10 protein-coding genes are annotated in these 14,249 nt (G+C 40.8%); 1 reads left to right on the plus strand and 9 read right to left on the minus strand.

The genetic code is table 11. The annotated features are described in order from the left end of the window. Nucleotides 1-170: 170 nt before the first annotated feature. Nucleotides 171-1,475, minus strand: coding sequence for a surface-displayed alpha-enolase (eno, locus tag M1F37_RS03555; RefSeq protein WP_000022813.1), 1,305 nt, complete (start codon nucleotides 1,473-1,475; stop codon nucleotides 171-173). Between the two features lie 163 nt (nucleotides 1,476-1,638). Here eno and M1F37_RS03560 point away from each other — a divergent pair, with 163 nt between their 5' ends. Further along, nucleotides 1,639-2,085, plus strand: a complete 447-nt coding sequence (locus M1F37_RS03560) for a DUF1694 domain-containing protein (protein WP_247934748.1) — start codon at nucleotides 1,639-1,641, stop codon at nucleotides 2,083-2,085. On the opposite strand, the gene M1F37_RS03565 is transcribed toward M1F37_RS03560, so the two are convergent. From M1F37_RS03565 to ligA, 8 genes are all read right to left on the minus strand, one after another. Continuing rightward, nucleotides 2,082-3,197: a glycerate kinase gene (locus M1F37_RS03565; RefSeq protein WP_247934749.1), complete on the minus strand. Its 1,116-nt coding sequence runs from the start codon at nucleotides 3,195-3,197 to the stop codon at nucleotides 2,082-2,084. The two genes, M1F37_RS03560 and M1F37_RS03565, sit on opposite strands and share 4 nt — an antisense overlap. Before the next feature lie 8 nt (nucleotides 3,198-3,205). Continuing rightward, nucleotides 3,206-3,850, minus strand: a complete 645-nt coding sequence (gene serB / locus M1F37_RS03570) for a phosphoserine phosphatase SerB (RefSeq protein WP_247934750.1) — start codon at nucleotides 3,848-3,850, stop codon at nucleotides 3,206-3,208. A 58-nt stretch (nucleotides 3,851-3,908) separates the two neighbouring features. Next, complete coding sequence (gene glgA / locus M1F37_RS03575; protein WP_247934751.1) at nucleotides 3,909-5,342, minus strand: glycogen synthase GlgA; 1,434 nt, start codon at nucleotides 5,340-5,342, stop codon at nucleotides 3,909-3,911. Then, complete coding sequence (gene glgD, locus M1F37_RS03580) at nucleotides 5,339-6,478, minus strand: glucose-1-phosphate adenylyltransferase subunit GlgD (RefSeq protein ID WP_247934752.1); 1,140 nt, start codon at nucleotides 6,476-6,478, stop codon at nucleotides 5,339-5,341. The genes glgA and glgD overlap by 4 nt, the downstream gene beginning before the upstream one ends. Further along, a complete protein-coding gene (locus M1F37_RS03585) occupies nucleotides 6,468-7,610 on the minus strand; it encodes a glucose-1-phosphate adenylyltransferase (RefSeq protein WP_247934753.1) in 1,143 nt (380 codons plus the stop codon). The genes glgD and M1F37_RS03585 overlap by 11 nt, the downstream gene beginning before the upstream one ends. Next, nucleotides 7,600-9,528, minus strand: a complete 1,929-nt coding sequence (gene glgB, locus M1F37_RS03590) for a 1,4-alpha-glucan branching protein GlgB (RefSeq protein WP_247934754.1) — start codon at nucleotides 9,526-9,528, stop codon at nucleotides 7,600-7,602. Before glgB ends, M1F37_RS03585 begins: the two co-directional genes overlap by 11 nt. Nucleotides 9,529-9,846: 318 nt before the next feature. Then, a complete protein-coding gene (pulA, locus tag M1F37_RS03595) occupies nucleotides 9,847-12,126 on the minus strand; it encodes a type I pullulanase (protein WP_247934755.1) in 2,280 nt (759 codons plus the stop codon). 111 nt (nucleotides 12,127-12,237) lie between these two features. Further along, nucleotides 12,238-14,196 carry an NAD-dependent DNA ligase LigA gene (gene ligA / locus M1F37_RS03600; RefSeq protein WP_247934756.1) on the minus strand — a complete coding sequence of 653 codons (1,959 nt, stop codon included), beginning with the start codon at nucleotides 14,194-14,196 and terminating at the stop codon, nucleotides 12,238-12,240. Nucleotides 14,197-14,249 lie beyond the last annotated feature (53 nt).

A 14,249-nucleotide genomic window follows, 5' to 3' on the forward strand; every position in this document is an offset into this window, starting at 1 on the left:
ATATAAAAATGGAGAGAACGACGATCGTCCTCTCCAGATGTTAGCTTTTTTCAACCCACTACAGTTGACAAAGAGCCCTAAAAGGGTAGTAAAATAAGAAAAAGCACTAAGGGAAAGCGCCCCAAAGTGCTTATTTTAAAGGCTTTACGCCATCTAATCTAGAAATTAGATTATTTTTTCAAGTTGTAGAATGATTTCAATCCACGGTATTCAGCTACTTCACCAAGTTGATCTTCGATGCGAAGCAATTGGTTGTATTTAGCGATACGGTCTGTACGTGAAAGTGAACCAGTCTTGATTTGTCCTGCGTTAGTTGCAACTGCGATGTCAGCGATTGTTGAATCTTCAGTTTCACCTGAACGGTGTGATACAACGGCAGTGTAACCAGCTTCTTTAGCCATTTCGATAGCTTCAAAAGTTTCAGTAAGAGTACCGATTTGGTTAACTTTGATAAGGATTGAGTTAGCAGCACCTTCTTGGATACCACGTGCAAGGTAGTCAGTGTTTGTTACGAAGAAGTCATCACCAACAAGTTGTACTTTCTTACCAAGACGTTCAGTAAGAGCTTTCCAACCATCCCAGTCGTTTTCATCCATACCATCTTCGATAGTGATGATTGGGTATTTGTTAACCAATTCTTCAAGGTAGTCGATTTGTTCTGCAGATGTACGAACAGCAGCGCCTTCACCTTCAAATTTAGTGTAGTCGTATACTTTACGTTCTTTATCGTAGAATTCTGATGAAGCACAGTCAAATCCGATAAATACGTCTTTACCTGGAACGTATCCAGCAGCTTCAATCGCAGCAAGGATAGTTTCAACACCGTCTTCAGTTCCTTCGAAACGAGGAGCGAATCCACCTTCGTCACCTACGGCAGTTTCCAAACCACGTGATTTAAGGATTTTCTTAAGAGCGTGGAAGATTTCAGCACCGTAACGAAGAGCTTCTTTAAATGTTGGAGCACCAACTGGCAAGATCATGAACTCTTGGAATGCGATAGGAGCATCTGAGTGAGAACCACCGTTGATGATGTTCATCATTGGAGTTGGAAGAACTTTAGTGTTGAATCCACCAAGGTAGCTGTAAAGTGGGATTTCAAGGTAGTCAGCAGCAGCACGAGCTACAGCGATAGACACACCAAGGATTGCGTTAGCACCCAATTTACCTTTGTTAGGAGTACCGTCAAGTGCGATCATAGCACGGTCGATAGCTTGTTGGTCACGTACATCGTAGCCGATGATTGCTTCAGCAATGATGTTGTTTACGTTGTCAACAGCTTTTTGTGTACCAAGACCACCGTAACGAGATTTGTCACCGTCGCGAAGTTCAACTGCTTCGTGTTCACCAGTAGAAGCTCCTGATGGAACCATACCACGTCCGAAAGCACCTGATTCAGTGTAAACTTCTACTTCAAGTGTTGGGTTACCGCGTGAGTCTAGGACTTCGCGAGCGTAAACATCAGTAATAATTGACATTTTTTACTCTCCTTATGAGTTAAATTTTTTACACCTCTATAATACCTTAAAACCCCTCCTTTTTCAAGAAAAAACGTTATCTTTGTGCAAATTTTCCTTAACTTTATAAAGTAATCGCTTTCTTTTGTCTGTTTTATTCTAACTTTTATGATATACTGTTTTCATGACAGATTTATCAAAACAATTACTTGAAAAAGCTCATGGTGGAGCAAAATTAAATCCAGATGAGCAAAGACGCTATCTTGGCACTTTTGAGGAAAGAGTTCTTGGATATGCAGATATTGACACAGCAAATAGCCCTCAGTTAGAAAAAGGCTTTTTATCTATTTTAGAAAATCTTCAGGAAAAAGCAGAACCACTATTTGTGAAGATTTCACCAAATATCGAATTTGACAAGCAAGTTTTCTACTTAAAAGAATCTAAAGAAACTGATAGTCAAGCTACCATCGTATCCGAAGAGCATACTTCTTCTCCTTTTGGCCTGATTATCCATAGCAATGCACCAGTACAAGTAGAAGAAAAGGACCTTCGACTTGCTTTTGCAAAACTTTGGGAAGATAAAAAGGAAGAACCAGCCAAAACATCCATCTGGAAGAAATGGTTTGGCTAAATATTGCGCATATTTAATAAATGCCCTATATTGGCAACCGTGCGCTCCAGATAAAGACTGGCATTTTTCAAACTATCTTCTAGAGGTTCACTTTTCTCCAAAATTGAAAAAGCCGCTTGGATATTCTCAAATGGTAGGGAAGGTAAATCCTCAGCAATACTACCACAAATAGCAATGACAGGAACTCCGACAGGGGTTCTTTTTGCAACACCAATAGGCGCTTTACCTGCTAGGCTTTGACGATCTAGCCTTCCTTCTCCTACAACTACCAAGTCAGCATGTAAAACTTTCTTATCAAAGTTGATTAAGTTCAAGCAGGTATCAATTCCAGACACGATATTTGCCTGAGCAAAGGCACACAAACCGCCAGCAAGGCCTCCCCCAGCTCCTGCTCCTTTAATTTCCAATGTTACAGGTGAGGCTTTTTCATAAAAATCTTGGATTGCCTGATCTACGACTGCAAACATAGTAGGATGTAGGCCTTTTTGCTTGCCAAAAGTGTAAGTCGCACCTTGATGACCGCATAAGGGACTTACGACATCTGCTAAAATACGAATTTGAACATCTTCAGGAATTTCATAGCGATTTTCTGTTGAAACAGAAGCTAAGTTTAATAAGGACTGACCGTAAGCAGGCAATACATTTCCATCCTTATCATAAAATTGATAACCCAATCCAGCAGCGATCCCAATTCCTCCGTCATTACTGGCAGTGCCACCAACGCCGATATAGATTTCTTTAATCCCTTGAGCAATGAGATGACGAATCAACTCTCCAATACCACGAGTTTGGATTTTAAGTGGATTTCGTTTCTCTAGCGGAATCTTTTCAAGGCCAACTAAATCAGCAACTTCAAATAGCACCAGTTCCCCTTTTTGAAAATAGCGCATGGCTTCTTTTTGTCCAAAAGGTCCTGTCACTTGGAACCATTTTTCTTCAAGATCGAGAGAATGTCGAATAGCATCTACTGTACCTTCTCCCCCATCACCAACAGGGCAGAGGAGACAGTCTACATCTGCTATCGATTGTTGGAAGCCTCTTTTTATTGCTTCAGCTACCTGTTGAGCGGACAAGCTTTCCTTAAATGAATCTGGTGCAATTACAATCTTCATATTTTCCCTCATTCTAAACAGTCAATCAAAGGAAGAACTTCTAAAAAATCCCTCTTGTCAACATGATTCGGTATTTCTTTTTTGAGCACTTCTTTGGCACAAAAGGCAATTCCCAATCCCGCTGACTTCAACATCAATAAATCATTAGCCCCGTCACCGATTGCAATCGTTCTTTCTTTAGGAAGTTTTAGTTTCTCTCTCCATTTTTCCAGAGTCTCTTTTTTGACCTGAGGACTGATAATTTGTCCAACTAATTTCCCTGTTAGAAAGCCACCTTTGACTTCCAGTTGGTTGGCAGAGAAATAGGTAATACCAAGTGATTTTGCTAATCTCGCAACTATTGGTGTAAAACCACCTGACACCAGACCGACTAGGATTCCATTCTTTTGGAGAATAGAGATAAATTTCTGTGCATTTGGCGATAGATGAATGGAGTTGAAAACTTTATCAAAGACCGAAACAGGAAGACCTTCCAGCAAGGACACTCTTTTTCTTAAACTGCTTTCAAAGTCTAACTCTCCTCGCATTGCCCGACTTGTAATCTGCGAAATTTCCTCCTCACAACCTGCCTCTCTACCCAAAAGATTAATCACTTCTTCTAGGATTAAGGTTCCATCAACATCCACAACACACAAACCTTTTACTTGAGACATCAGTTCTCCTCTCTAAATAGCCTAAAAATCGTATGAAGTCATCATACGATTTTATCTATTAGTTAACTAAGCTTTGGTACAAGTCTAGGTATGACTTGCAGGCTGTATCCCATGAGAAATCACACTCCATAGCTTGTTTTTGTAAGTTTCTCCAAACGTCAGGATGGTTTCTATACAAATCCAAAGCTGTTTGGAAAGTCCAATTCAACCAGTAAGGAGATAGATTGTCAAAGCTAAAGCCAGTACCGCTTCCTTCGATTGGATTGAAGGCTTTAACGGTATCTCGCAAGCCACCAACTTCATGGACCAATGGCAAGGTTCCGTAACGCATCGCCATCATTTGAGACAAGCCACATGGTTCAAAACGACTTGGCATGAGGAAGAGGTCACAAGCGGCGTAGATTTCTTGAGCTAGTTTGACATCAAAAGTGATATTTGCTGATAGCTTGTCTGGATAGATCTGAGCAAACCATGAGAAAGCTCCTGCAAATGCTGGATCACCAGTTCCCAAAAGAACAATCTGAACATCATTTTGCAAGAGATGGTGCAGACTTTCCACCACCACATCAAAACCTTTTTGACGTGTCAAACGAGAAACAATTCCCACCAGAGAAACGTCAGATCTAACTGGCAATCCAACTCTCTCTTGTAATTTCGCCTTGTTCTGAGCTTTACCAGACAAATCTTCCTGATTAAAATGATAATCTAATAGAGCATCCGTCTGAGGATTATACAGGTCAGCATCAATCCCATTCACGATACCAGAAACTTTACCAGACTCCATTCGAAGAATCTGATCCAAGTTACATCCGAACTGACTAGTCATAATTTCATGAGCATAGCTAGGCGAAACGGTTGACACACGGTCTGCGTAAAGAATTCCAGCCTTCATCCAGTTCAGACAGTTGTTCCAGCGAAGGGTGCCATCAGCATAACGTTCAAAGCCAACTCCAAACAAATCCCATAACATTCCTTCTGAGAATTGTCCTTGGAATTCCAAATTATGAATGGTTAAAACAGTTTTAATTCCATGATAGGCTTGAATCCAACGGTATTTTTCCTTTAACAAGAACGGAATCATAGCTGTATGGTAGTCATGAACATGGAGAAGGTCAGGGATAAAGTCAATTCTTTCCATAGCCTCAATGGCAGCAAGTTGGAAGAAAGCAAAGCGTTCTCCGTCATCAAAATCACCGTAAACATGACCACGGAAGAAATAATATTGGTTGTCAATAAAGTAGAAGGTTACACCGTTTAAGACGGTTTTCTTAATTCCACAATACTGTCTGCGCCAACCAACACTCACTTCAAAATGAAGAACATCTTCAATCTGATCTCCAAATTTAGCCTCTACCATGTCATAGTAGGGTAAAATCACTGCAACTTCATGTCCAGCTTTTACCAGTGATTTAGGAAGAGCGCCAATGACGTCTCCCAAACCACCTGTTTTTGAAAAGGGTGCACCCTCAGCTGCTACAAATAAAATTTTCATGAATGAATATCCTCTGTTACTTTAGCACCTTTCTTAACGACAACTGGATGTTCTGCAGTTCCTCGAATCACAACGCCATCCGCAACTTCAACACCCTTATCCAAGATAGCATATTCGACTTGAGCACCTTCTCCAATAACGACACGAGGGAAGAGTAGGCTATCTTTAACCAAGCTATCCTTATGTACATGAATATTACGTGATAAAACAGAATTATCCACTTGACCCTCAATGATACTACCAGAAGCAAACTGAGAAGTGCTTACCTTAGATGTGTTAGCGTAGTAAGTTGGTTCTTCATTCTTAACCTTTGTATAAATCTTTTGGTTTGGTGAGAAGAGTGAGTAGAATTTTTGAGATTCAAGCATATCTTTGTTAGCTTGGTAATAAGACTCTACAGAATGAATATTTGCCAGATAACCTGTGTACTCGTAGGCAAAAGCTCCTTCTTTAGCAGCTAAATCACGTAATACATAGCGCAATTTCTCTGGATGTTCTTTCTTAGCTTCTTCTTCCAAGCGTTCAATCAACCACGGTGTATCAACTACGAAGATATCTGTAGACATGTTGTAAACTTCATCTGTTGACTTGCTATCAAAAAGTTTATGAGAACGGACATGGTCTGTTTCATCCACTTCTAAGATTGCATTTACTTCTGAAATATCTTTTTTAGCTAGTTTTTTATAAACTACAGTGATAGGCCCTTTTGCTGCATTATGTAGGTGGAATACTTGATTCAAATCAATATTAATCAGAACATCGCAGTTTAGGGCAACCGTTTGGTTTGACCCAGAACGTTTCAAATAAGTAAGAAGCTGTTGGTAGTATTCTTTTCCAACTGTGCTACTTTCCACACGGGTATTGTAAATACCTAGATAGTAGTGGCTAAGAAGAGTTGATAAGCCCCACTCACGCCCAGAACGGATATGGTCAAAGACTGAACTGATATTGTCTTGTTGGAAAATACCAAAGATACTACGGACACCAGCATTAGCAAGACTTGAAAGCGGGAAGTCAATCAAGCGATATTTCCCACCAAATGGCAAACTAGCTACTGGACGGTGATCTGTCAATGTTGACATATCATGAAAACCAACTGTGTTTCCTAAAATGGCAGAATATTTATCAATCTTCATCTGTTGCTACCCCCACTACTTCATCATATCCTACAACTTGTACTTCTTCTGTTCCATCAATTTCGACACCATCGGAAATAACTGCACCTTCACCAATAATAGCACGTTTGATTTTAGCTCCCTGACCAACAATCGCTCCACTCATGATAACTGAATCTACTACTTCTGCCCCTTCGCGAACTTGCGCTCCTGTTGAAAGGATAGAATGTTTAACAGTTCCATCTACGAAACAGCCATCAACAACCAAAGAATCTTCCACATGAGCATTTGCCCCAAGGAAGTTGGGTGGTGAAATTAAGTTTCTTGAGTAAATCTTCCATTGACGGTTACGACTGTCCAAGGCATTTTCTGGAGAAATGTACTCCATGTTGGCTTCCCAAAGCGACTCAATAGTACCAACATCTTTCCAGTAACCACTAAATTCATAAGCATAGACACTTTCACCTGACTCAAGGTAATTTGGAATGACATTTTTACCGAAGTCTGACATATCGACATTGCTCTTTTCAGCAGCAACAAGCATATTGCGAAGACGTTGCCAATCAAAGATATAAATCCCCATAGAAGCTTTGGTAGATTTAGGTTGAGCTGGTTTTTCTTCAAATTCAACAATGCGATTGTTTGCATCTGTATTCATGATACCAAAACGACTTGCTTCTTTAAGAGGAACATCAAGAACTGCTACTGTCAAGCTGGCATTATTATCCTTATGAGACTGAAGCATATCATCATAATCCATTTTGTAGATGTGGTCCCCAGATAGAATCAAAACATACTCAGGATTAACACTGTCGATATAGTCGATATTTTGGTAGATTGCGTGGCTAGTCCCCTCAAACCAACGATTTCCTTCACTTGCAGAATAAGGTTGAAGAATAGAGACACCAGAATTGATACCGTCTAGTCCCCAGCTTGAACCGTTCCCAATATGGTTATTGAGAGCAAGTGGTTGGTACTGTGTAATGACTCCAACATTGTTGATGCCTGAGTTGGCACAGTTTGAAAGAGCAAAGTCAATGATACGGTAGCGCCCACCAAATTGCACAGCTGGTTTTGCGATGCTTTGAGTGAGTTTACCGAGACGAGTTCCTTGCCCACCAGCAAGAATCAAAGCTAACATTTCATTCTTCATTTTCTACTCCTTTTTGGTTTTTACTTGTGACAGTTTTAGTAGGTTTCAAGCGACGCTTGATTTTCCATATACTTGCTCCCATAGCCGGTAGGGTAAAGGTCAAGGTTTGCTCATAATCTTTCCATAGTCCTTCTTGCGTTTGAACAGTTTGGTTATGTTCTTTCCAGACACCGCCCCACTCTTCTAATTCAGTATTCCAGACTTCTTCGTAGATCCCTGCAACAGGTAGTCCGATTGTAAAATCTTTTCGTTCAACAGGTGCCATATTAAAGACACAGACTAACATATCATCCTTCTTACCCTTACGGATGAAGGAAAGAACACTCTGGTCTCGATTATCCGCATCGATGATTTCAATACCATCATAGCTGGTATCAATTTCCCACAGACAGCGGTGGTCTTTGTAAAACTGATTTAGCTGAGAAGTGAAATACTTCATCTTAGCATTCATTGGATCTTCTAGGTTAGACCATTCCAACTGTTCTTCAGATTTCCATTCTAGAAATTGCCCATATTCACTACCCATGAAGAGCAATTTTTTACCTGGGTGACAAATTTGGTAAGTGTAGAGATTGCGCAAGCCTGCGAATTGATTGTAGCGATCTCCCCACATCTTGTGCATCATACTCTTTTTGCCATGAACCACTTCATCGTGCGAGAATGGTAGGAGATAATTCTCCTTGAAGACATACATAAAGCTGAAAGTCACCAGGTTAAAGTCATATTTACGATAAATCGGATCTTCTTCATAGAAACGGAGAATGTCATTCATCCAACCCATATTCCATTTATAGTCAAACCCAAGACCATCTGAATCCTTAGTGTCAGTAATCTGAGTAGCAGATGAACTTTCCTCAGCTATCATCATAACGTCTGGATGAACTAGTTTAATCACATCATTCAAGCGTTGAAGGAAATAATAACCCTCATAGTTGAGATTGCCACCATCTTTATTAGGAGTCCATGGAGCATCATCGTAGTCAAGATAAAGCATGTTGCTAACCGCATCCACGCGAATACCATCTAAATGATAAAAATCAATCCAGAACTTAATACTAGAGATCAAGAAAGACTGGACTTCATTCTTTCCAAGATCAAAATTAAGTGCTCCCCAACCGTAGTTATGAGCCTTATTATGGTCTTGGTATTCAAAAGTCGGTGTTCCATCATAATAGGCCAAGGCATCATCATTGATAGTAAAGTGACCAGGTACCCAATCTACAATAACGCCAATGTTATTTAAGTGACATTCTTCAACAAAATCTTGAAACTCTTCAGGACGACCATAGGCATGCTCAAGAGCAAAGTAACCCATAAGCTGATAGCCCCAACTCAAACCTAGTGGGTGAGACATCAGGGGCATAAACTCAATGTGAGTATAATTCATCTCAACCAAGTAAGGAATGAGTTCATCTTTCAATTGAGCAAAACTATAGGGGCTGCCATCCGGATTTCTCTTCCAAGAGCCAGCATGAGCCTCATAAATATTGACAGGACGCTCTTCAAAGCTCAAGCGTTTTCTACGGGCTAGCCAGAGGCCATCCTTCCATTTCTTTTCTGGAATATCTGTTAAAATAGCCCCAGTACCAGGTCGTGCCTCATATCGAACAGCCAAAGGGTCAATCTTCATCAGCTGATGACCATTTGCACGCGTGATATGGTACTTATAAATTTGGCCTTCTTGAGCAAGACTAGTAAAGACTTCCCAGACTCCAAATTCATTCCGTTCCATCGGAATTTGATTTTCAACCCAATTGGTGAAATCCCCTACCAAGTGAACAGCCTGAGCATTAGGCGCCCACACACGAAAAGTATAGCCATACTCTCCATTTTTTTCTTCCCTATGAGCTCCCAGATAGTGCTGGAGGTGAAAATTTTCACCTGTCACAAAGGTTTCTAAAGCTTGTTTCTTATCCATACACCCTCCTAATTCTGTAAGCGTTTTCTATAGATTTATTATACTACCTTTTTAGGGAAGATTCAAGTAAATTACGGAATTTACAAAAAAATCTTTTGAAAGTCTTCAACAAATTCACTGATGTGTTCACTTGTAAATCAAGAAATTTTCAGAAACGCTTTGAAAACGAATTGTTTTTTTATAATACTATCATAAAGTTCGTTATTTTCCTAACAAAAATGTGATTTTAAGTAAAAAAATAAACCAGGAAACGAATTTCCTGATTTTATTGTTTTAAGAGAAACGGTACTGCAAATGAATTTAAATTGTAAATCTACTCTACAAGACTTTAAAGACGCTGGCACTAACACCACCAACCATGTCTTTATCAGCTAAATGGCTATTCGTCACCAAGAGTTCGAGATTTCCTGCATTTTCAAACTGGAAATCTTGCCCTTTAGCATTAAAGACAACCAATAGATGTTCTTCACCATGAATCTCATAGATAATCCAACCGCTATGTTCGTGGGCTGAATGAACAAAGACATGATGGTAAATGTCATCATAAGTAGGGTAAGAAAAGGCACTGGTTTCTGTCTTCAATCGAATCATCTGACGGATAAAGTCAATGCTGTCTTGACGCTCATTAAGCAAGTCCCAGTTGACTTGATTCACACTGTCTGGAGCATTATAGCTATTCATAGCACGCTCTCTATCATCATGGGTCAACTCACCATTTTCGCCAGTCGCAACTAGTTTGGTACGACCAAATTCTTGACCAATTTCCATAAAGGCCATCCCCTGCATGAGTAGATTCATGGCTGTGGCAGTTTCGACCTTGCGCATAATTTGCTCTGAACTTTGGTCTGGATGTAGGGTTGCCAACAAATCATGAAGATTGTAATTGTCATGGGCTTCCACATAGTTAAGCACTTGATTTGGATGTGTATAGGTTCCTAATTCACGACTGCCTAGAATTGCTTTGGCTAGAATAGGCTCTGTCGCAGCACCACTAACAAAACCTGACTTGATAGCACCGTAGACTTCTCCACCTTTGACAGCATCACGCTGATTGTCATTAAAGAAACCAATGTTTGGCATCTGGTAGGCATTGTCCTTCTTGGCCTTATCATAAGGCGCAAGACCTGTTCCCATATCCCATCCTTCTCCATAAAGGATAATGTTAGGATCTATTTCATCCAAGCTCTGACGAATCATCTGCATAGTCTTGACATCATGAATTCCCATCAAGTCAAAACGGAAGCCGTCAATATTGTATTCCTGTACCCAGTACAGAAGAGAATCAATCATATACTTGCGGAACATTTCGTGTTCACTGGCTGTTTCATTTCCAACACCCGTTCCATTCTGGAAGGTCCCGTCTGGATTCATACGATAATAGTAATCAGGAACAGTTGTTTGGAATGGCGCATCAACAACTGAGAAGGTGTGGTTATAGACTACATCCATAATAACACCAATGCCCGCATCGTGATAGGCTTGAACCATCGTTTTCAAATCACGAATAACCTGAGCTGGATCATCTGGATTAGTTGAAAGGCTGGTTTCTGGTGCGTTATAGTTTTGTGGATCATAACCCCAGTTGTAGGTTACATTCCCATCCGCATCATATTCTTTATGACGGTCTGCAATTGGTTGCAACTGAACATAATTGTAGCCTATATTCTTGATGTAATCAAAAGCAGTTGACTGACCGTACTGGTTAACTGTTCCAGACTGAGCAGCACCCAAGAAAGTTCCTCGAAGATGTTCGTCTACACCTGAGGTCGGTGATTTGGTCAAATCACGAATGTGCATTTCACAAATAACTGCCTTACATGGATTAGTCAAACGCCAAGTAGCCTCAGATCCATGCTTGACCTCGAAGTTTGCAACTTGCTTTTCTGCATGATTCAGGATAGCTGAACGTTTGCCATCAGGACTGGTTGCGATGGTGTAAGGGTCGCGTGTCAGTGTTTGGTGATGGGGGAATTGGACTTGATACTGATAAGCCTTACCAGTCAAATCTTCCTCAACATCCAAACTCCAGACACCGATTGTATTGTCTTTATGGTTATAAGAGTAGCTATTTCCTCTCTCCATATCAAATATTTTCCAAACTGGAGCATCGTTAGCAGCTGATTCATAAACCACAACCTGCACTTCTGTCGCTGTTGGAGCCCAAAGGGCAAAATGAGCCTGATTGTCCTCTACACGGCAACCCAATTCCCCTTGGTAACCCCAATGATGGTCAAAACTAGCACTGTTAATAGCCTTATCAAAGGCAAAAGGATTTTGATTTTTATAGAAAGGACTGGCAATAGCAGGATTTTCAGAATAATAAATTCTATCATCCCCTTCCAAAATCCATACCTCTGTCAAAAGAGGATAGTGATTAAAACGGATAGCATATTCTTTACTGTTTTGACCTGTATGAACCACAAAATTCAAGCTTTCCAAAGCGTGGGCACTTGGATGTTCAAAACTAAATGAAGCACCAAAATAATCTTCTTTGTAGGTCAGTAAATCAATTCGCTGGTCCTGACTTTTTACAAAAGAGCAAGTGTCATATTCTCCATTCTTGCGATGGTAATGAATACGCATAGGGTAATTAAACATTTTTTATTCTTCCTTCTTAATTTGTTTCTATTTCACTAATAAATGCTTAACAGGTTTTGTTCCAATTAACAAGTATTGTCATACTGTCTAAACTCTGCTTTTAAACGATCATTACAGACTTTCGAGCCAAGCTTCGTCTCGAACCTCAATACCAAGTTCTTGTGCCTTTTGAAGTTTACTTCCAGCATCTGCACCTGCCACGACGAGGTCGGTCTTTTTAGAAACACTGCCTGTCACCTTAGCACCCAGACTTTCGAGTTTACTTTTAGCTTCTGAGCGCTTGAGCCGTTCCAATTTTCCAGTCAATACAACGGTCAAGCCTGACAAGGCCGCATCTGCCACTACCATCTGTCCTTTATAGTCCAGATTGACCCCAGCTTCTTTCAATTCTCTGAGGAGAATTTCAGAGCCTTCTGTCGCAAAATAAGTCTGAAGACTCTTGGCAATCACACCACCTAGACTTTCAATACTAGCCACTTCCTCTGGAGCTGCCTGAGCCAGATTTTCAATCGAGTGGAAATGTTGGAGTAAGAGCTGACTGGCCTTGCTTCCGACATGACGAATTCCCAAACCAAACAAGAGCTTCTCGGCAGAATTTTCCTTAGAAGCTTGGATGGCCTGATACAGTTTAGTAGCGGACTTTTCCTTGACCCCCTCTAAAAGGAGGAAATCTTCTTCTTTCAAACGGTAAATATCCGCCACATCCTTGACTAAATTAGCAGCGAAAAGCTTCTCAACAATAGATGGACCAAGGCCTGTAATATTCATGGCATCTCGAGAAGCAAAGTGAATCAACCCTTCCATAATTTGGGCAGGGCAACGCGGATTGATACAACGCAGGGCCACCTCATCTTCAAAATGCAATAAGTCAGAGTCACAACTTGGGCAGTTTGTAGGAATATCTAGTTTCTCTTCAGAAATCCGTTTGGACTCTACCACACATAAAACGGCAGGGATGATGTCCCCAGCCTTATAGACAATGACCGTATCGTCTTTGCGGATATCTTTTTCAGCAATATAATCCACATTATGTAGAGTCGCACGGCTAACAGTTGTTCCCGCTAGTTGTACTGGAGTCAGATTTGCAGTCGGAGTCACAACACCGGTACGGCCAACTGTCCAGTCAACTGATAAAAGTTGGGCTTCTTTTTCTTCAGCAGGGAACTTGTAGGCTACTGCCCACTTTGGAGCCTTAACAGTAAATCCAAGTTCTCCTTGGCTTGCTAAGTCGTTGACCTTGATTACCACCCCATCAATATCATAAGGCAGATATTCCCGTTCTTGTCCTACTTCTTGGATAAAATCCCATATTTCATCTATATTCTCAGCCAAGATTCGCTTTGGATTAACTACAAAACCAAGTTGTTCAAGGTGCTTCAAAACCTTTTCTTGGCTATCACGGGTTGAAGGACTGGCTTCTTGATAGAGAAACGTTGCAAGATTGCGCTTGGCTACTACTGCTGTATCCAACTGTCGCAGAGTTCCTGCCGCCGCATTACGAGGATTGGCAAATTCAGGCTCTCCATTTTCTTGGCGAGCTTGGTTGACCTGGTCAAAAGAAGCGCGTGGCATATAACATTCCCCACGAACTGTGATATCTAGTTCTTCTGGCAAAGTTAAGGGAATGTCCTTGACACGCTTGAGATTTTCTGTGATATTTTCTCCAATAGAACCATCTCCACGCGTTGCTCCAGCAACTAAAATCCCCTTTTCATACGTCAGCGAGATAGATAAGCCATCGATTTTCAGTTCACAAATATAGGTTGGATGAGCTACTTCCTTACGAACACGCGCATCAAAAGCTTCAAGCTCCTCACGTGAAAAAGCATCCTGCAAACTATAAAGAGGATACTGATGACTATATTTTTCAAAACCATCTAAAACCTTGCCACCAACACGATGGGTCGGACTGTCTGCTAACACTTGATCTGGATAGGCAGTTTCTAACTCAACCAACTCTCGGTAAAGGCGATCATACTCACTGTCTGAAACCGACGGATTATCGCTGGTATAATATTCAGTCGCATAGCGATTGAGCAAGGCGACTAACTCATTCATTCTTTTATTCATAAAACCATTTTACCATAAAGTAAGCCCTCCTCACAAACGAGAAGGGCGGAAAA

This window comes from Streptococcus mitis (assembly GCF_023109105.1).
Classification (GTDB): domain Bacteria; phylum Bacillota; class Bacilli; order Lactobacillales; family Streptococcaceae; genus Streptococcus; species Streptococcus mitis_BW.

Excerpts from the sequence above, each read along its gene's own strand:
- serB (WP_247934750.1), bottom strand. The coding sequence starts at position 3,850 with ATGTCTCAAGTAAAAGGTTTGTGTGTTGTGGATGTTGATGGAACCTTA.
- M1F37_RS03565 (WP_247934749.1), bottom strand. The coding sequence starts at position 3,197 with ATGAAGATTGTAATTGCACCAGATTCATTTAAGGAAAGCTTGTCCGCT.
- M1F37_RS03585 (WP_247934753.1), bottom strand. The coding sequence starts at position 7,610 with ATGAAGAATGAAATGTTAGCTTTGATTCTTGCTGGTGGGCAAGGAACT.
- glgD (WP_247934752.1), bottom strand. The coding sequence starts at position 6,478 with ATGAAGATTGATAAATATTCTGCCATTTTAGGAAACACAGTTGGTTTT.
- glgB (WP_247934754.1), bottom strand. The coding sequence starts at position 9,528 with ATGGATAAGAAACAAGCTTTAGAAACCTTTGTGACAGGTGAAAATTTT.
- glgA (WP_247934751.1), bottom strand. The coding sequence starts at position 5,342 with ATGAAAATTTTATTTGTAGCAGCTGAGGGTGCACCCTTTTCAAAAACA.
- pulA (WP_247934755.1), bottom strand. The coding sequence starts at position 12,126 with ATGTTTAATTACCCTATGCGTATTCATTACCATCGCAAGAATGGAGAA.
- M1F37_RS03560 (WP_247934748.1), top strand. The coding sequence starts at position 1,639 with ATGACAGATTTATCAAAACAATTACTTGAAAAAGCTCATGGTGGAGCA.
- eno (WP_000022813.1), bottom strand. The coding sequence starts at position 1,475 with ATGTCAATTATTACTGATGTTTACGCTCGCGAAGTCCTAGACTCACGC.
- ligA (WP_247934756.1), bottom strand. The coding sequence starts at position 14,196 with ATGAATAAAAGAATGAATGAGTTAGTCGCCTTGCTCAATCGCTATGCG.